The organism is Paracoccus luteus, assembly GCF_004522155.1.
Taxonomy (GTDB): Bacteria; Pseudomonadota; Alphaproteobacteria; order Rhodobacterales; family Rhodobacteraceae; genus Paracoccus; species Paracoccus luteus.
This window is the reverse complement of sequence record NZ_SDEA01000005.1, coordinates 1-18,072: the sequence shown is the minus strand read 5'-3', so window position 1 is coordinate 18,072 and position 18,072 is coordinate 1. Positions and strand designations below refer to the sequence as shown.

Annotated in this window: 16 protein-coding genes; 7 read left to right on the top strand and 9 right to left on the bottom strand. The window is 68.7% G+C overall.

What is annotated here, in order from left to right:
* Positions 1-69: 69 nt before the first annotated feature.
* From EPA64_RS08250 to EPA64_RS08225, 6 genes are all read left to right on the top strand, one after another.
* Complete coding sequence (locus EPA64_RS08250; RefSeq protein WP_134725790.1) at positions 70-1,269, top strand: ABC transporter substrate-binding protein; 1,200 nt, start codon at positions 70-72, stop codon at positions 1,267-1,269.
* Positions 1,270-1,273: 4 nt separating this feature from the next.
* The gene (locus EPA64_RS08245) at positions 1,274-2,047 is read left to right on the top strand and encodes an ABC transporter ATP-binding protein (protein WP_134725789.1); all 774 of its coding nucleotides are present in this window, start codon (positions 1,274-1,276) and stop codon (positions 2,045-2,047) included.
* Positions 2,044-2,745 (top strand): ABC transporter ATP-binding protein, encoded by a 702-nt coding sequence (locus tag EPA64_RS08240; RefSeq protein WP_134725788.1) that lies wholly within the window; start codon positions 2,044-2,046, stop codon positions 2,743-2,745. Before EPA64_RS08245 ends, EPA64_RS08240 begins: the two co-directional genes overlap by 4 nt.
* Before the next feature lies 1 nt (position 2,746).
* Complete coding sequence (locus EPA64_RS08235; RefSeq protein ID WP_134725787.1) at positions 2,747-3,634, top strand: branched-chain amino acid ABC transporter permease; 888 nt, start codon at positions 2,747-2,749, stop codon at positions 3,632-3,634.
* Between the two features lies 1 nt (position 3,635).
* Entirely contained in the window at positions 3,636-4,634 is a 999-nt protein-coding gene (locus EPA64_RS08230; RefSeq protein ID WP_134725786.1) for a branched-chain amino acid ABC transporter permease, read from the top strand.
* Between the two features lie 489 nt (positions 4,635-5,123).
* Positions 5,124-5,822 (top strand): Crp/Fnr family transcriptional regulator, encoded by a 699-nt coding sequence (locus EPA64_RS08225; RefSeq protein ID WP_134725785.1) that lies wholly within the window; start codon positions 5,124-5,126, stop codon positions 5,820-5,822.
* Positions 5,823-5,842: 20 nt separating this feature from the next.
* Here the strand turns inward: EPA64_RS08225 and EPA64_RS08220 are convergent, their stop codons facing one another.
* From EPA64_RS08220 to EPA64_RS08180, 9 genes are all read right to left on the bottom strand, one after another.
* Positions 5,843-6,100: a nitric oxide reductase F protein gene (locus EPA64_RS08220; protein WP_134725784.1), complete on the bottom strand. Its 258-nt coding sequence runs from the start codon at positions 6,098-6,100 to the stop codon at positions 5,843-5,845.
* Positions 6,097-6,645 (bottom strand): cytochrome c oxidase subunit 3, encoded by a 549-nt coding sequence (locus EPA64_RS08215; protein WP_134725783.1) that lies wholly within the window; start codon positions 6,643-6,645, stop codon positions 6,097-6,099. Before EPA64_RS08215 ends, EPA64_RS08220 begins: the two co-directional genes overlap by 4 nt.
* Positions 6,642-8,588: a nitric oxide reductase activation protein NorD gene (locus EPA64_RS08210; protein ID WP_134725782.1), complete on the bottom strand. Its 1,947-nt coding sequence runs from the start codon at positions 8,586-8,588 to the stop codon at positions 6,642-6,644. The genes EPA64_RS08215 and EPA64_RS08210 overlap by 4 nt, the downstream gene beginning before the upstream one ends.
* Positions 8,589-8,649: 61 nt before the next feature.
* The gene (locus tag EPA64_RS08205; RefSeq protein WP_134725936.1) at positions 8,650-9,456 is read right to left on the bottom strand and encodes a CbbQ/NirQ/NorQ/GpvN family protein; all 807 of its coding nucleotides are present in this window, start codon (positions 9,454-9,456) and stop codon (positions 8,650-8,652) included.
* A gap of 5 nt (positions 9,457-9,461) precedes the next feature.
* Positions 9,462-10,856 (bottom strand): cbb3-type cytochrome c oxidase subunit I, encoded by a 1,395-nt coding sequence (locus EPA64_RS08200; RefSeq protein ID WP_134725781.1) that lies wholly within the window; start codon positions 10,854-10,856, stop codon positions 9,462-9,464.
* Between the two features lie 15 nt (positions 10,857-10,871).
* Positions 10,872-11,324 carry a c-type cytochrome gene (locus tag EPA64_RS08195; RefSeq protein ID WP_134725780.1) on the bottom strand — a complete coding sequence of 151 codons (453 nt, stop codon included), beginning with the start codon at positions 11,322-11,324 and terminating at the stop codon, positions 10,872-10,874.
* Positions 11,325-11,450: 126 nt separating this feature from the next.
* Positions 11,451-12,341 (bottom strand): FAD:protein FMN transferase, encoded by an 891-nt coding sequence (locus tag EPA64_RS08190; protein ID WP_246026687.1) that lies wholly within the window; start codon positions 12,339-12,341, stop codon positions 11,451-11,453.
* Entirely contained in the window at positions 12,341-13,513 is a 1,173-nt protein-coding gene (locus tag EPA64_RS08185) for an NnrS family protein (RefSeq protein WP_134725779.1), read from the bottom strand. Before EPA64_RS08185 ends, EPA64_RS08190 begins: the two co-directional genes overlap by 1 nt.
* Positions 13,510-15,792, bottom strand: coding sequence for a NosR/NirI family protein (locus tag EPA64_RS08180; protein WP_134725778.1), 2,283 nt, complete (start codon positions 15,790-15,792; stop codon positions 13,510-13,512). The genes EPA64_RS08185 and EPA64_RS08180 overlap by 4 nt, the downstream gene beginning before the upstream one ends.
* A gap of 202 nt (positions 15,793-15,994) precedes the next feature.
* On the opposite strand from EPA64_RS08180, the gene EPA64_RS08175 reads away from it, so the two are divergent.
* Positions 15,995-17,959 (top strand): nitrite reductase, encoded by a 1,965-nt coding sequence (locus EPA64_RS08175; protein ID WP_281278560.1) that lies wholly within the window; start codon positions 15,995-15,997, stop codon positions 17,957-17,959.
* Positions 17,960-18,072: the final 113 nt, after the last annotated feature.

The window sequence follows — 18,072 nt, the reverse complement described above, 5'->3', positions numbered from 1 at the left end:
GCGGTCTGCCGCAACGTCTGGCCACAGGGCGCGCGGGCTCGTCGCCGCCGCCCGCAGGGAGGAACAAGAATGACGCGACTTCTGCTCTCGGCCGCCGCGGCGGCCCTGTTGACCACGCCTGCCTTGGCCGAGGTTTCGGACGGCAAGGTCAAGATCGGCATCCTGAACGACCAGTCCGGCGTCTACGCGGACTTTGGCGGCAAGTTCTCGGTCGAGGCCGCCAAGATGGCGGTCGAGGATTTCGGCGGCAAGGTGCTGGACATGCCGATCGAGGTCGTCGACGCCGACCACCAGAACAAGGCCGACATCGCGTCCAACATCGCGCGGCAGTGGTACGACACCGAGCAGGTCGATGCGATCATGGAGCTGACCACCTCGTCGGTGGCGCTGGCGGTGCAGGCGCTGTCGCAGGAAAAGAAAAAGATCGACCTTGTGACCGGCGCGGCGACCACCGACCTGACCGGCAAGGCCTGTTCGCCCTATGGCTTCCATTGGGCCTATGACACCCACGCGCTGGCCGTGGGCACCGGCGGCGCGCTGGTCGAACAGGGCGGGGATTCGTGGTTCTTCCTGACCGCCGACTATGCCTTCGGCTATTCGCTGGAGGAGAACACCGCTGCCATCGTCAAGGAAAAGGGCGGCACCGTGGTCGGCGCGGTCAAGCATCCGCTGGCGACGACCGATTTCTCGTCCTTCCTGCTGCAGGGGCAGTCGTCGGGGGCCAAGGTGATCGGCCTCGCCAACGCGGGGCTGGACACCCAGAACGCCATCAAGCAGGCGTCCGAGTTCGGCATCACGCAAGGCGGGCAAAAGCTAGCCGCGCTGCTGTTCACCCTGGCCGAGGTCCACGGGCTGGGGATCGAGGCGGCGCAGGGGCTGACGCTGACCGAAAGCTTTTACTGGAACCGCACGCCCGAAACGGCCGAGTTCGGCAAGCGCATGATGGAACGCACCGGCGCCATGCCGAACATGATCCATGCCGGGACGTATTCGGGCGTGATGCATTACCTGCGCGCGATCGAGGCCGCCGGCACCGACGAGACCGAGGCCGTCGCCGCCAAGATGCACGAGATGCCGGTCGACGACATCTTCGCCAACGGCGGCAAGGTCGCGCCGAACGGGCGCATGATCTCGGACGTCTATCTGCTCGAGGTGAAAAAGCCCGAGGACGTCAAGACCGAGTGGGATTACTTCAACGTCGCGGCCACCATCCCCGGCGACCAGGCGTATCTGGACCCCGCCAAGTCGGGCTGCCCGCTGGTTCAGTGACAGCATGACCGACGCCGCCTTGACGGCCGAACCGCGGGTGGTGCTTTCCGCCCGCGGTCTGGGCCGCGATTTCGCCGGGTTCACCGCCGTCAACAACGTGGATCTGGACGTGCATCACGCCCGCATCCACGCGCTGATCGGCCCCAACGGGGCCGGCAAGACCACCGTGTTCAACCTGCTGACCAAGTTCCTGCAGCCGACCCGCGGGCAGATCACGCTGATGGGCACCGACATCACCCGCATGGCGCCCGACGCCGTCGCGCGCATGGGGCTGGTGCGGTCGTTCCAGATCTCGGCGGTGTTCCCGCATCTGACGGTGCTGGACAACATCCGCATCGCGCTGCAGCGGCCGGCCGACCTGCATGTGCAGTTCTGGCGGCCACTGTCGGCGCTGGACGTGCTGAACGACCGCGCGGGCGCCCTGATCGACGAACTGGGGCTGACCCCCTGGCGCGACCACCGCGCCGCCGATCTGTCCTATGGCCGCAAGCGCGTGCTGGAAATCGCGACGACGCTGGCGCTGGACCCGCAGGTGCTGCTGCTGGACGAACCGATGGCCGGCATGGGCCACGAGGACGTGCAGATGGTCGCCGCCATCATCCGCGAGGTGGCGCGCAGCCGCGCCGTGCTGATGGTCGAACACAATCTGTCGGTCGTGGCCGACATCTGCGACGAGGTGACGGTCCTGCAGCGCGGCGAGATCCTTGCCCGCGGCGACTATGCCACGGTCGCGGCGGACCCGCGCGTCCGCACCGCCTATATGGGAACCGACGCATGACCCCCCTGCTTCAGGTCTCGGACCTCAACGCCTGGTATGGCGAAAGCCATGTGCTGCATGGCGTGAACATGACCGTGGCCGAGGGTGAGACGGTCTGCATCCTGGGCCGCAACGGCATGGGCAAGACCACCACCCTGCGGTCGATCATGGGCATCGTGCGCAAGCGCACGGGCCGCATCGACTTTGCCGGCCAGGACGTGCTGGCGATGCCGCTGCACCGCACCGCCCGCGCGGGCCTGGGTTTCGTCCCCGAGGAACGCGGCATCTTCGCCACCCTCACGGTCGAGGAAAACCTGATGCTGCCCCCCGTCACCGCGCCGGGCGGGATGAGCATCGCGGAAATCCACGAGCTGTTCCCGAACCTCAAGGAACGCCGCAACAGCCCCGGCACCAAGCTGTCGGGCGGCGAACAGCAGATGCTGGCGATGGCGCGCATCCTGCGCACGGGCGCGCGCTGCCTGCTGTTGGACGAGCCGACCGAGGGGCTGGCCCCCGTCATCATCCAGGCCATCGGCGACGTGCTGCGCACGCTGAAGGCGCGCGGCATGACGGTGGTGCTGGTGGAACAGAACTTCCGCTTCGCATCCAAGGTGGCGGACCGGTTCTATGTCATGGACCACGGCGTCATGACGCAGGAGTTCCCGGTCGGCGAACTGGACGCCCGCATGGGCATGCTGCACGAAAAGCTGGGGGTCTGACATGACGATGATCTTCGGAATCCCGGTCCAGGCCCTGATGGGGCAGCTGCTGGTCGGGCTGATCAACGGGTCGTTCTATGCGCTGCTGTCGCTGGGGCTGGCCGTCATCTTCGGGCTGCTGCGCGTCATCAACTTTGCCCACGGCGCGCAATACATGCTGGGCGCCTTCGCCGCGTTGCTGCTGCTGACGGTCGGCGGCGTCAACTATTGGCTGGCGCTGATCCTCGCGCCGGTCATCGTCGGGCTGTTCGCGGCGGTGGTCGAACGCACCATGCTGTCGCGGCTTTACAAGCTCGATCACCTCTACGGGCTGCTGTTCACCTTCGGCCTCGCGCTGGCGGTCGAAGGCACGTTCCGCTATTTCTTCGGCGCCTCGGGCAAGCCCTATGCGGCGCCCGCGCAGCTGACCGGGGCGGTGAACCTGGGCTTCATGTTCCTGCCGGTCTATCGCGGCTGGGTGGTCGTCGCCTCGCTGGCGGTCTGCATCGCGGTGTGGCTGCTGATCGAAAAGACCAAGCTGGGCGCCTATCTGCGCGCCGCGACGGAAAACCCGGTGCTGGTGCAGTCGTTCGGCGTCAACGTGCCCGTGCTGCTGACCCTGACCTATGCGCTGGGGGCCGGTCTGGCCGCATTTGCGGGGGTGCTGGCGGCACCCATCTATCAGGTCAGCCCGCTGATGGGGTCTAACCTCATCATCATCGTCTTTGCCGTGGTCGTGGTCGGCGGCATGGGGTCCATCCTCGGCGCCATCGTCACCGGCTATATGCTTGGCGTGATCGAAGGGCTGACCAAGGTCTTCTACCCCGAGGCGTCCAACATCGTGATCTTTGTCATCATGGCCATCGTGCTGATCCTGCGGCCCGCGGGACTTTTCGGAAAGGATGCCTGACATGGCCGGGAAATCCGAACCCATCGCGACCGGCCACGTCCAGGCCCACGCGCGCAGCGGACAGATTCAGCTGGCGCTGATGGCGGTGCTGCTGGCGGCGCTGCTGATCGCGCCGATGCTGCTTTACCCGATCTTCCTGATGAAGCTGCTGGCCTTTGCGCTGTTCGCCTCGGCGTTCAACCTGCTGCTGGGCTATACCGGGCTGCTCAGCTTTGGCCATGCCGCGTTCTTTGGGGGGGCGTCCTATTTCACCGCCCACGCGGTCAAGGAATGGGGCTGGTCCCCGGAAATGGGCATCCTTCTGGGCGTCCTCGGCGCGGCGGGGCTGGGGCTGGTGATCGGCGCGATCGCCATCCGCCGGCAGGGCATCTATTTCGCCATGATCACGCTGGCGCTGTCGCAGATGTTCTTTTTCGCCTGCGTCCAGATGCCCTTCACGCATGGCGAGGACGGGATCCAGTCCGTGCCGCGCGGGATGCTGTTCGGCGTGATCGACCTCGGCCGGACGATGACAATGTATTACTTCGTGCTGGCGGTCTTCATGCTGGGGCTGTTCATCATCTGGCGCTTCGTCAACTCGCCCTTCGGCATGATCCTGAAGGCGATCCGCGAAAACGAACAGCGCGCCATCTCGCTGGGCTATTCGGTCGCGCGCTACAAACTGGGGGCCTTCGTCATGTCGGCGGCGCTGGCCGGGCTGGCGGGCGCCATCAAGGCGCTGATCTTCCAATTCGCGACGCTGACCGACGTGACCTGGCAGATGTCGGGCGAGGTGATCCTGATGACCCTTCTGGGCGGCATCGGCACGTTGCTTGGCCCCATCGTGGGCGCGGGGCTGGTGGTGACGCTGCAGAACTATCTGGCGACATCGGACATTCCCGTGACGATCATCACCGGGGTTGTGTTCATGGCCTGCGTGCTGCTGTTCCGCCGCGGCCTGATCGGCGAGCTGGCCGCATCGCGGCTGGGCCGCACGCTGGGGATGCGGTCGGAAAGCTAGGCGCCCGGCCTGCTTCCCCGCCGCGCCCGGCCCGCGCCCGATCCGCGCCAGCGCGTCCGCTAGCGTAGGGTCACGGGCGCAGTGCGGCGGGCCAGGCATTGGGTCAGCAGCAGGCGGCGCGCCGGGCGGCTGGCCCCGATATCCCCAGCGCGAGGCCGCGCGGTCGGAACCTGCCCGCGATCACGTTGTCGGCGATGGAATCCATAGGCGGCACGGCCGACAGTTGAATTGCCATCGCCGGTGAGTGTCCCTGCTGCGGTCCAGCACCGACCCGATGAACGCGGCCGCGCCGAAGAACAGCGCACCCGTGAGGCGATAGACGCGGCGGCCGCTTTCGCACGCGCGCCGACATGGCGTCCCCAGCCCGGGGTTCAGCGGGCCGGGCCGCCAGCGGCAATCCAGGCAACGGGTTGATCCCCGGCTTTCAGGTTGTGCTTCTACAACAAACATGGTGACTGTCGGCAACCGGGCCCATCGACAGGACGAGACATGAAAGCCGAGATGCTGCGGATCGCGCTTGGAACCCCGATCCTTGCCGGCCTTTCGGAACCCCTGCGCGACCGGGTGCTGGAGTTTTCCCACACCCAGGACTATCCGGCCGGCAGCACCATCTTTCTGCAGGGCGAGCCGGCGCTGGCGCTGTATGTGGTCATCGACGGATGGGTCAAGCTTTACCGCATCGCCCCCAGCGGGGCCGAGGCGGTGGTGATGGTCGTGACCCGCGGCCGCACCTTCGGCGAGGCGGTGGCCCTGCGCGACCTGCCCTATCCCGTGTCGGCCGAGGCGACGACCGACACGACCCTGCTGCGGATAGATGCCGCGCGGCTGCGCCGGCAGATGCGCGAGGAACCGGAACTGGCCATCGCCCTGCTGGCGTCGACCTATGTGCATCTGCAGGCGCTGGTGTCGCAGGTCGAACAGCTCAAGGCGCGGTCGGGCGTCCAGCGCGTGGCCGAGTTCCTGGTCGATCTGGCCGCCTGCGAACAGGGCGGGTGTTCGGTGTCGATGCCCTATAACAAGACCCTGATCGCCGGCCGCCTTGGGATGAAGCCGGAAAGCCTGTCACGCGCCTTCGGTCGGCTGCGCGACTATGGCGTCCGGGTCGAATCCAGCGTCGCCCACATCGACGACCTGGACGTGCTGCGCGACCTGACCAACGAGGATCCGGGCAAGGCCTGGATGAAGTGACCGGGCCGCAGGCGCCCGCCTCAGGCCGCCAGATACAGGCCAAGCGCGCCCAGCATGAACAGCGCCAGCACCAGGTCGAACCCGCGCCCGATGGCGGGCACCGCCGCCAGCCCCAGATAGCGGCGCAGGATCACCCGCGCCTTGAACCACGACAGGGCAAGGATCGCGGCCCCCACCGCCGCCGACCCGGTCCCCCGCGGGACCACCACCGCCAGCAGGGTCGATGCGGCGGACAGCGCGATCAGCGCCACCCAGGCGCGGGTCAGATCGTCCCTCATCGCAGCAGATAGATGATGGGGAACAGGACGACCCAGACCAGGTCGACCATGTGCCAGAACTGCGCCCCCGCCTCGACGTGATCGGGCCGCACGTGGACGGCGACCAGCGCCAGGATGATGATCCCGGCCAGCACATGGGCCGCGTGGAACAGTGTCAGCATCCAGTAGAAGCTGAAGAAGACATGCGTCTCGAACCCGATGCCCTTGTCCAGCGCATCGCCGTATTCGACGCCCTTCAGGATCAGGAAGACCACCCCCAGCGCGCCCGCCAGCCCCAGCCAGCGCCGCGCGGGGGCGCGCAGGCCATCCTCGGCAGACCGCACGGCGCGCGCCGCCAGCCACCCCGAGGTGACCAGCACCACCGTGTTGATCCCGGCGGACACCCGGTGCAACTGGTCCTGCGCCGCCGCGAACCCCGTCGGATCGCCCAGGCGGATCGCCAGGAACACCAGCAGCCCCGCGCCGAACACCGCCAGCTCGCTGACAATCAGAACCCAGATCATCAGGTCGCCGGGGATACGCTCGATGACGGGCGCGTCGGTCATGCGCCGACCAGCTGGCGATAGATCTGCGGCAGCGCCTCGGGCAGGCGGTCGGGATGCGGGATCAGCGCATGGCCGCCCTGCCCGAAGATGCGCGGGAACCACGACTTGCCGTCGCGGTCCACGGTGATGCCGAAGACCGCGTGGCCCATGCGGCGCGCCTCGCGCACGGCCATTGCGCTGTCCTCGATGCCGTGGCGGCCTTCGTAGTGGTCCAGGTCGTTGGGCTTGCCGTCGGTGATGACCAGCAGCAGCCGCCGCCTGCGCCCCTGCGCGCCAAGTCCGGCCGCGGCGTGGCGGATGCCCGCGCCCAGCCGTGTATAGAACCGCGGCGACAGCGCGGCGATACGCTGTTCGATCAGCCCCGACATCGGCTCGTCGAACCGCTTGCACGTCGTGACGAAGACCCGGTCGCGCCGCAGCGAGCAGAACGCCTGCACCGCGACCTGATCGCCGCAGGCGTCCAGCCCCCAGGCCAGCGCGGCCAGCGCCTCGCGCTCGATGTCGATGACAGAGCGCCCGGTGACCGCGCTTTCGGTGGACCGCGAGATATCCAGCAGGATCGACACCGCAAGGTCGCGGTTCTGCGGCCGTGACTGCTTCCAGATCCGGTCCGATCCTTCGCCCGACACGGCGATGCCGACGCGGGATCGCACGGTGGCGTCAAGGTCCAGCTCCTCGCCGTCGCGGTGGCCGGTGGTGACGACCCGGCCGGGGCGCATCGCCTCGAACTGTCGGCGCACGGCGCGGATGCGGCGGCGGGCTGCGTCGTCGAAGGGGGCGGGTCCGTCCGGCGGCGCATCGGGGGCGGAATCCAGCACCCGCGCGTGCGCGGGCAGATAATGGCCGGACCGCGCGTCCCATTCGGGATAGGTGAAGACGCCCGACAGCGCCTCGCGGTCCACGTCCTCGGGGGCGAGGTCGAGGTGCAGCTTCAGCCGCGTCGCGGGGGCCTTGCTGATCTGGCCCAGTCCCAGCTCGTCCTGGTCATCGGCCGCCTTCTTGGCGCTGTCGTCGTCGTCATCCTCGACCCGGCGATTGAGGTTCAGGAACTCGGCCCAGCTCAGGATCGCCTCGAACTTGTGCAGGATCAGGCTGTCCTTGCGTTCGGCGGCGTCGGCCTTGCGGCGGCGGGCGCGGATGGTCTTGTCGGGCTGTTCGCCCGACTGCTCGGCCTCGCCCTCGGCCTCGCGCGTCTCGACCCGGTCGCCGGCCGAGATGAAGCCGTCCTCGGCCACGATCCACAGCGGCACGGGGCGCATCGGCTGATAGCCGCGCGGTGCGCGCAGCGTCGCCGGATCGGCGGCCCGCAGGGCCTGCGCCCCCGGCGGCAGCGGCGCGGGATCGCCAAGTGCTTCGCGGACCAGCGCCTCGACGGCCGCCTCGTCGGGCGGCAGCTTGCCTGCGGGGCGCGTGGCCAGCACCAGCGCGGCCAGTTCGCCCTGCAGCGCGGCCAGCCCCGGCGCGGCGTCCAGCGTCGCCGCGACCGATGCGCGCGCCGCGGCCAGATGCGCCAGATCGCGCGCCAGCGGATCGTCGGTGGCGACCGGGGGGACGGCATGGGCCGCCAGCGCCGCCAGCCACAGATACAGCGTTCCGTTCGCCTCGGGCGTGGGCAGCAGCGCAAGCGACGCGGGCAGCCGCAGGATCCCGCCGTCATAGCTCGCCTGCGGCACGGCCTCGACCTCGGTTCCCAGCCTGCGCAGCCAGCTCAGGCGATGGCGGCTTGCGCGGTCGGCGCTGGCGCGGAACTCGACCGCGTGATCGCCGCCCAGGCCCCGGAACAGCACCGCCAGCCGCCCCGCCACATCGGTCAGCGCGACGCGGGCCGCGTCGTGGACCTGCACCGGGTCCAGGCCGCTGGCCCAGCCGTGCCACAGCTTGCCCACGGTTTCCTCGGGTTCCCACGGCTCGATCTCGTGCCAGTCGATGCGATGCGCGGCCATGTTCTTCCTTGCAGAAATATCCTCCGGGGGTCCGGGGGTGGAAACCCCCCGGCCCGGCGGTTCAACCGAAGACGGCCACGACCAGATCGGCCAGGCCGCGCTTGACGTCGGCGTCGTCGGTCAGCGGCTCGATCATGGCGGCGGTCACGGCGCGGTTCAGGTCCATGCCGCCGGCGATCAGCGTCGCGGCATAGACCACCAGCCGGGTGGACACGCCTTCTTCCAGATCCTGCCCCTTCAGCGCGCGCAGCTTGCCCGCCAGCCGGACCAGCGCCGCGGCGCGCCCCTCGTCCAGGCCGCTTTCCTGCACGACGATCGCGGTTTCCTGCGCGGGCGCGGGAAAATCGAACTCCATCGCCAGGAAACGCTGGCGGGTGGACGGCTTCAGCGTCTTGAGGATGTTCTGGTAGCCGGGGTTGTAGCTGGCGACCAGCATGAACCCCGGCGCGGCCTCAAGCTCCTCGCCGGTGCGGTCGATGGGCAGGATGCGGCGGTCGTCGGTCAGCGGGTGCAGGACCACGGTCACGTCCTTGCGCGCCTCGACCACCTCGTCCAGATAGCAGATCGCGCCCTCGCGCACCGCGCGGGTCAGCGGACCGTCCACCCAGACTGTCTCGCCGCCCTTCAGCAGATAGCGCCCGATCAGGTCCGCGGCCGACAAATCGTCGTGGCAGGCGACGGTGTAAAGCGGGCGGTTCAGCCGCGCCGCCATGTGGCTGACGAACCGCGTCTTGCCGCAGCCGGTCGGCCCCTTCAGCAGCACCGGCAGGTCGTTGGCCGCCGCCGCCTCGAACACCGCGATCTCGTCGCGCTGCGCAAGATAGAAGGGGGCGGCTGCCCCCCCCTCGGTTTTCGCATGAGCGTTCATCGCCATCACTCCGCCGGGGTCCGGTGGGCCATGTCGTCACGATGCGTCTGCACCGGACCGGGCAGCACCACCTCGCGCCGCACCACAAGGACGGAATAGATGAACAGCAGCGCGCCCAGCACGACGGCGACGCCCGACCCGAAGCGCATCCAGTAGAAGATGGCCAGCTGGTCCTGCACGTCCATATACGCCTCGCCGTTCACCCGCTGCAGGTGGGTCTGCACCGTGCCCGCGAAGGTCAGGGTAAAGGTCATGAACAGCATGCCACCCGACATCAGCCAGAACGACGCCATGTTCAGCACCTGGTTATAGGGATCGCGGTTGCGCAGGATCGGCAGCGCATAGGTGATGATCGCCAGCACCAGGCAGACATAGGCGCCATAGAACGCCAGGTGCCCGTGGGCCGCGGTGATCTGCGTGCCGTGGGTGTAATAGTTCACCCCGTGCAGCGTGTGCAGGAACCCCCAGACGCCCGCACCGAAGAACGCCAGAACCGAACAGCCCAGCGACCACAGCAGCGCCGCCTTGTTGGGGTGGTCGCGGCGGCCCTTCCAGACCATCACGAAGGCGAACGACATCATCGCGAAGAACGGCACGATCTCGAAGGACGAGAAGATCGACCCGATCCACTGCCAATAGGCCGGCAGCCCGATCCAGTAATAGTGGTGCCCGGTCCCCAGGATGCCCGAGAACAGCGCGGTGGCGACGATGACATACAGCCACTTTTCGACGACCTCGCGGTCAACGCCCGTCAGCTTCAGCATCAGGAACGCCAGGATCGAGGCCATGATCAGTTCCCAGACGCCTTCCACCCACAGATGGACGACATACCACCAGTACATCTTGTCCAGCACGATGTTGTGCGGGTTGTAGAAGGCAAAGAGCCACAGCAGCGCCAGCCCCCACAGCCCCAGCAGCAGGACGTTGGAAATCGCGGTCTTGCGCCCTTTCAGCACCGTCATCGTGACGTTGAACAGGAAGATCAGGGCGGCCACGGTGATGCCCACCTTGACCCAGGTGGGCTGTTCCAGGAACTCGCGCCCTTGGGTGCCCAGGAAATAGTTCCCGGCGAACCAGTTGAAGATATAGGTCAGCACCGCGCCCAGCGTGCCGACGGTCAGGATTGCCAGTTGCAGATAGGCCAGCATGGGCGAGTGGATCTCGCGCTCTGCCTCTTCGGGGATCAGGTAATAGGCCGAGCCGAAGAACCCCAGCAGCAACCAGACGATCAGCGCGTTGGTGTGCAGCATCCGCACGATGTTGAAGGGCAGGATCTCGGCCAGGAAGTTCGGGTTGACGTACTGATAGCCCATTGTCAGCCCGAAGGTGACCTGCAGCGCGAAAAGCGCCATCGCGACGCCGAAATAGGCGTAGGCGATGCGTTGACTGTGGTATTTCATGACGTTCTACTCTCCTCAGCCCGCGTCATTCGGCGGCCAGTTCTGGGTGTTGACCGTGCCCACGAACAGCAGGAAATCGGCCAGGGCGCGATATTCGGCGTCGGTCAGGTTGAACCCGGGCATCTGGCGGCGACCCTCGATCCCGGTGGGCATCGCGTCCATCCACGACTTCAGCGTGTCCATTGCGGCCGCGGGGTCGTCCTGGACGCCCCAGCGCTTCATCACGTTGCCCAGTTCGGGCGCGAAATAGGCGCCCTCGCCCAGCAGCGAGTGGCAGTTCACGCAGGCCTTGTTTTCCCACACCAGCTTGCCCGCCGCGACGCTGTCGGTCAGCAGGGTTTCGTCGGTGGATACGGTGCGCGCATAGATATGGCTATGCACCGACAACGCCAGGAATATGGCTATGAAGAACAATGACCCGCCATAAAAGACGTTGCGGGCCATGCTCTTGGTCATGACGTCGCGCATGGCGGCTGTCCCTTCGAGCGGTTTCTGGTTCAATACCGATAACCATGCCGTGAAATGCCACCTTAACGAAAGTCAAAGGTCCAGTGGGCGCGCCGGTTTTGTGCCGGGTGTGGCCCCAGGGGACCATCACAGCGGCGACAGCACCTCGATCCGGGCGCCGGGGAATGCGGCCAGCGCGTGTTCGATGGCGGGCGCGTCCATCAGCACGGCGGCCGTGGACAGCGCATCCGCGACGGCGGCGGTGGGCGCGCTGATCGCCGCAACCGACCAGCGCGGCGCGCGGCCGTCCGCCGCCAGGATATGCGCGCCGTCTTCCTGCGGCCCGATGCGCGTGCCGAAGGGCGCCGAGGTCGCAAGCGCCCGGTCCCGCAACGTCAGCCGCCGTAGGGCGGTGCCGCCGGGGGCCACGACCTCGGCGGTCCAGCCGGGTGCGCCCTGCCCGCGGATCTCGCCGGTGTCGATCAGGGTCCGGGTCAGCCCGCGCCGCCGCGCGACCCCGGCCAGCCGGTCGGCGGCGTGGCCCTGCGCGATGCCGTTCAGCGTCAGCGCCATGCCCGGACGGTCCAGCATCACCGCGTCGGGGCCGATCCGAACGCCGTCCCACCCGGCCAGCGCGCGGGCAGCGGTTTCGTCCCTGCCCAGTCGCCGGGCCTGCCAGAGGGGCTGGACGGTCGGATCGAACGCGCCGGCGGTCGCGGCGTGGACCTGACCTGCCAGCGTCAGCAGCGCGGTGAAGTCGTCCGACGGGTGCGCCAGCCGCCCCAAGGCATTCAGCCGCGTCAGGTCGGACCCGCGGTAAAGCGAGAACCGGTCCTCGATGCTGCGCAGCACCCGCGCGGCTTCGGCGAAAAAGGCACGCGCGGCGCGGGCGTCGCCACCATCCACCCGCAGCGTGACGTCGGCGCCCAGCGCCGCGCCGCGCCATTCGTGCGGGGCGGCGCCGGCACCGGCACTGGCACTGGCCGGCGCGGCGGCCGCGCAGGCCGCCAGCGTCATGAACCGGCGGCGGGTCAGCATCACGCGGCGCCCTGCGATGTGGGACGCTGCGTCGTCCAGATCGGCCACAGCGCCACGATGTAAAGCGCAAAGCCGCCGATCCACAGCAGCCCCGCGCCGACATTGCCCGCGATATAGAGGCTGCCCGGCCAGGTCGCTGCGGCCCAGCGCAGCGCCACCGCCAGCGGGATCAGCGCATAGGCCAGCGCCACCGGCCCCGGCGCGCGCAGGGTCCGGCCGGAGTGGCCGATGCTGGCGCGGCTCATCACCGCCAGCGTCATGCCGCCGACAGCCCCGATGCCCAGGACGTGGACGGCCCCGACCTCGGACCCGATGCCCAGGCCCGCCAGCCCCCACATGAACAGGCCCAGCGCCAGCATGGCGTAACCCGCATGCAGGGACCAGACGATCGGATCGCCCAGCGTCGCCCGCGTGCGCCAGCCCGACAGCCGCAGCGCGGCCACGATGCCCGCGGCCAGCGCAACGGCGCCCGCCAGCACATCCGGCGCGCCCACCAGAACCAGCGCGGCCGTCAGGATCGGCAGCGCGACCCCGGCCACCTCAAGCGGGCGGCGCGAGGCGGGCACGGCGGCGGCGGGATCGGCACGCAGCAGGGCGTTGCGCGTGAAGGCGGGCGTGACCCGCCCCCCGAGCACCGCGATCATCGCGCAGATCGCCAGCAGCCCCGCGCGCAGCCCCTGCCCGGCCGTGCCGGTCCAGCCGACCCAGTCAAGATGCACCAGCAGGTTCGCGCACCAGACCAGCGTCAGCAGCAGCAGGAACATCATGTTCTGCGGCTTGGGACGCTTCAGCAGCTGGGTCAGCACCTTGGCCCCCAGCACCGGCAGGAACGCAAGGTCGATGACGGCGACCAGCACCGGCGGCAGCACGCCCGACATCCAGACCGCCACGCGTCCGGCCAGCCACAGCCCCGACACGATCGCGATGAACCGCTCCGGCGCGGCCTTGGCCCCCGTCCAGTTCGGCACGGCGGTCAGGAAGAACCCGCCCAGCGCCGCCGTGGCAAAGCCGAAGATCATCTCGTGCGCGTGCCACATCTGCGGCGGCGGGGCAAAGGGCAGGTCCGGCGTCACGCCCGCGATCCAGCACAGCCAGACCGCGACCGAGGCCACGGCGTAAAGCCCCGCCGCCGCAAAGAACACCCGCCAACCGTCGCGGAACAGAATCGTCATGTCGTCACCTGCTGGGATCGAAAGGCCGGCGGCTGCTGCGTTGGCGCGGCCGCGCCGGCATGGGCGCCCGCCGGCACCTGGCTTGGCGTCAGTGGCGGCGGAACGGGCGGAGAGGACGGCGCAGGCGGGATCGGCGGCGCGGTAAAGCCGCCGCCCCCGCCCGGTGCGCGCGTCCGGCGTTTCAGGACGGGGCAGGTCGCCTCGTCGTTCATGATGACCTGGCAGCGCAGGCACAGCACGCATTCGTTGGCGTTGATGCGGCCCAGCGGGTCGATGGCGCCGACCGTGCATTTCGTCTCGCACAACCGGCATTCGCGGCCGCATTGCGGCCGGCGCTTGAGCCAGTCGAAGACCTTGAGCTTGGCGGGCAGCGCCAGCCCCGCCCCCAGCGGGCACAGATAGCGGCAGAAGAACCGCTCGATGAACAGCCCCGCGCCCAGCAGCACCAGCACATACAGCACGAACGGCCAGGCCCGCATGAAGCGCATGGAGATGGCGGTCTTGAACGGCTCGGCCTCGGCCAGGATCAGCGCCTGTTCCATGCTGTAGAAGGACAGCGCCACGATAGCGACGAACAGCGTGTATTTGATGACCCACAGCCGTTCGTGCAGCGCCTGCGGCACGGCGATCTGGCGCACCCCCAGCCGCTGGGCGGCGGCGTTGGTCAGTTCCTGCATGGCGCCGAACGGGCACAGCCAGCCGCAGAACACGCCGCGGCCCCAGAACAGCATGCCAAGGGCGACCGCGCTCCACAGGACAAAGATCAGCGGCGCGACAAGGAAGGTCTCCCAGCGGAACCCGGTCAGCAGCGCGTGCAGGAAGGCCACGACCTGCACCACCGACAGCTGTGCGTTCAGCCCCCAGCCCAGCACGAACAGCGTCGCCGCCAGATAGGTCAGGCGCACCTGCCGCCACAGGCGAGGCCGCCGCACCAGCCATTCCTGCCCGAACAGGATCAGCCCCAGCACCGCCAGCATCGCCCCCACGACCACCAGATGGGGGCGCTTTTTAAGCCAGAACTCTTGCCACAGGGGGATCTGGGGGGCGGGCGGGGGGATCAGGAACGCCTCGGGGACGCGCACCTCGGCCGTGACGGGCAGCGTCAGGTCGGGGCCCTGCGCCGCCTCGCGCGCGAAGGTGACGGTCACGTCGAAGGGCCTGGTCGCGTCGATGCCGCCCGCTGCCGGGTCGGCGTTGATGCGGAACAGGCTGCGTTCCTTGAACTGCGGCGCGTCCGCGATCCCCAGCCGCGACAGCTGCGTATAGGATTGCGCCGTGGGAACCAGCGTGACCGCCCCCTGCGACACGGCGATGCGGTCGAACACGCCCGACCGCTTCCAGTCGGTGCCGCGATGCGACTGCACGCCCCGCGACAGCACGGCCAGCAGGATCTCGCCGGGGGCCACCGCACCGGCGGCGGTGGTCAGCACCTGTTGGCCCAGCAGGTTGCGCCCGACGGTGGGCGGGTCCACGACCCCGGTCCACATCTCATAGAACGGCGCGGCCGACGGGGTGACGGGCTGCGCCGCGCCGGCAAGGCGGTCGGCGGCCTCGGCCATCGTGACGGCGGCATGGGACAGCGCGCCGGTCGCCTCGATCCCGGCCCAGTCGGGGATGGGCTGGAACGCCACGCGGTCGATGCCGCCGCGCTGGTCCTGCGCACCGGCCAGGATGCGCGCCGACCGCAGGATGCCGTCGCGGATCACCCCGGTCGAAACCGTGGCCCGCGCGATCACGTCCGGCAGGCCCGCGTCGTGCGACAGCGCCCCGCCCCGCCGCGCGGTGTCGAAACCCGCGAAGCCGTCCACATAGGCCGCGATGTCCGCGTCCGAGATGCCCAGCGTCAGCACCGGCTCGGCATGGCGCATCAGCCGGACGCCGGCGATGCGGCCCTGCGGGTCCACCGCGACCAGCACGTCCAGCGGCCGGCCGGAATAGCCGGTCGATCCGGCAAGCTCCCACGTCGACCCGATCCGGCCCAGCGTCCGGCCGCCGGCCTGCGCCAGCCACGACGGCACCGGCGCATCCTGGCGTTCCAGCGTCACCGGCGCGGTCGAACCGAACAGCTCGGCCGCGATGCCGGGTGTCGGCGCGGCCGCCTGGACGGTATCGGTGCCCGCCGCAAGCCCCGGCGGCGCGGCCAGCGCGGGCGGCGGCACCCCTGCGGCAAGCGACAGCGCCAAGGCTGCGGCGATCGGGCGCAGCCACCCCGCGGCCGCACCGGGACCGCGCAGCTTTGCGAGGACGGAAACGCGGCATTTGCTGGCAATAAGGCGCATCGCGGGTCCAGACGGGCGGGGGATCGGGGCCGCAGGCATCGGGTTTTTCGCGGCGTGGCCCGACGATGGACCATATGGGCTTTGCGCGACCTTAACCGAAGTCAAGGAAACGTGAAGCGCCGCCGCTAACCGTTGATCAGCCTCACCAGCAAACGGAGACATTTCGATGAAGACCCCAGCCCAAACGGCCAGGACGTCGCTTTTGGCGTCTGCGGCACTGGCGTTGGTGTTCGGCACCGGGATGGCGATGGCGCAGACCGCCGCGCCCGCCCCCGCCGAGACCCCCGCGCCGGCCGCGACCGCCACCCCTGCAGCGCCCGCTGCGGGTGAGGCCGCGAACACCGACGCGGCGCCCGCCGCTGACGCCGCCGGAACCGCGACCGCGGCCGAGCTGAACTCGGTCACCGGCCCGATTGCCGGCCCCGATACCCCCGTGGAAGAGCTGCCGCGCTCGCAAGGGGCGGCGCAGACCACCGCCGAGCAGGCCGCCACGAAAAGCGAGGTCGTGGACCACACCTCGAAGCCGCAGGACCAGTATGAGCCGGCCCTGACCACGCTGGCGCAGGAACAGGTTCCCGTCCCCGGCGCCCCCGAGGGCGTGCCCGCCATGACCCAGGCCGAGTTCGACGAGGCCAACACGATCTATTTCGAACGCTGCGCGGGCTGCCACGGCGTGCTGCGCAAGGGCGCGACCGGCAAGGCTCTGACCCCCGACCTGACGCGCGAGCTGGGCTTTGACTATCTGCACAGCTTCATCACCTATGGCTCGCCGGCCGGGATGCCGAACTGGGGCACCTCGGGTCAGATGACCGACCAGCAGGTCACGCTGATGGCGAACTATCTGCTGCAGGATCCGGCCAGCCCGCCCGAATGGGGTATGCCCGAGATGAAGGAATCCTGGAAGGTCCTGGTCGCGCCGGAGGATCGCCCGACCGAGAAGATGAACGACTGGGATCTGGAAAACCTGTTCTCGGTCACGCTGCGCGACGCGGGCCAGATCGCCCTGATCGATGGCGGCAGCTATGAGATCCGGAAGGTCATCGACACCGGCTATGCCGTCCACATCAGCCGGATGTCGGCGTCGGGCCGCTATCTGATGGTGATCGGCCGCGACGCCAAGGTCGACATGATCGACCTGTGGATGGAAGACCCGTCCATCGTCGCCACGATCAAGATCGGCGCCGAGGCGCGCTCGGTCGAGACGTCCAAGATGGAGGGCTGGGAGGACAAATACGCCATCGCCGGCGCCTATTGGCCGCCCCAGTATGTCATCATGGACGGCGCCACGCTGGAGCCGCTGAAGATCGTGTCCACGCGCGGCATGATCTATGACGAACAGACCTATCACCCGGAACCCCGCGTGGCGGCGATCCTGTCGTCGCATTACCGGCCCGAGTTCCTGGTCAACATCAAGGAAACCGGCAAGATCCAGCTGGTCGACTATACCGACCTCAAGAACCTGAAGATCACGGAAATCGAGACGGAACGCTTCCTGCACGACGGCGGCCTCGACTCGACCAAGCGGTATTTCATCACCGCGGCGAACGCCCGCGGCAAGCTGGTCGTGGTCGACACCAAGGAAGGCAAGCTGGCGGCGATCACCGAGACCGGCGGCGAGACCCCGCATCCGGGCCGCGGCGCGAACTTTGTCCACCCGACCTTCGGGCCGGTCTGGGCGACCTCGCACCTGGGCGACGAGTCGGTGGCGCTGATCGGGACCGACCCCGAGGGCCACGCCGACGGCGCGTGGAAGATCGTGGACAGCTTCCCGGCGCTGGGCGGCGGTTCGCTGTTCGTCAAGACGCACCCCAACTCCAAGTATCTCTACGTCGATGCGACGCTGAACCCCGATGCGGCCACCTCCGGCTCGGTCGCGGTGTTCGACATCAGCAAGATGCCGGGCGACGGTTCCGACCCCGAGATCATCACGCTGAACATCGCCGAGATGGCCGAGATCGCCGAGGGCCAGCCCCGCGTGGTGCAGGGCGAGTTCAACAAGGAGGGGACCGAGATCTGGTTCTCGGTCTGGAACGGCGCGGACCAGGAATCGGCGATCGTCGTGATCGACGACAAGACCCTGGAAGTGAAGCACGTCATCAAGGACGAACGCCTGGTCACGCCGACCGGCAAGTTCAACGTGTATAACACGCAGAACGACGTCTATTGATGCGCTGATCGGCAACCGGGGTGGGCGTCCGCGCCCGCCCCTTTCCACCCCCAGCCATTTCTGCAAGGGTTCTGTCATGCCGGGCAAAGTCTTCCTTATCGGCGCGGGTCCGG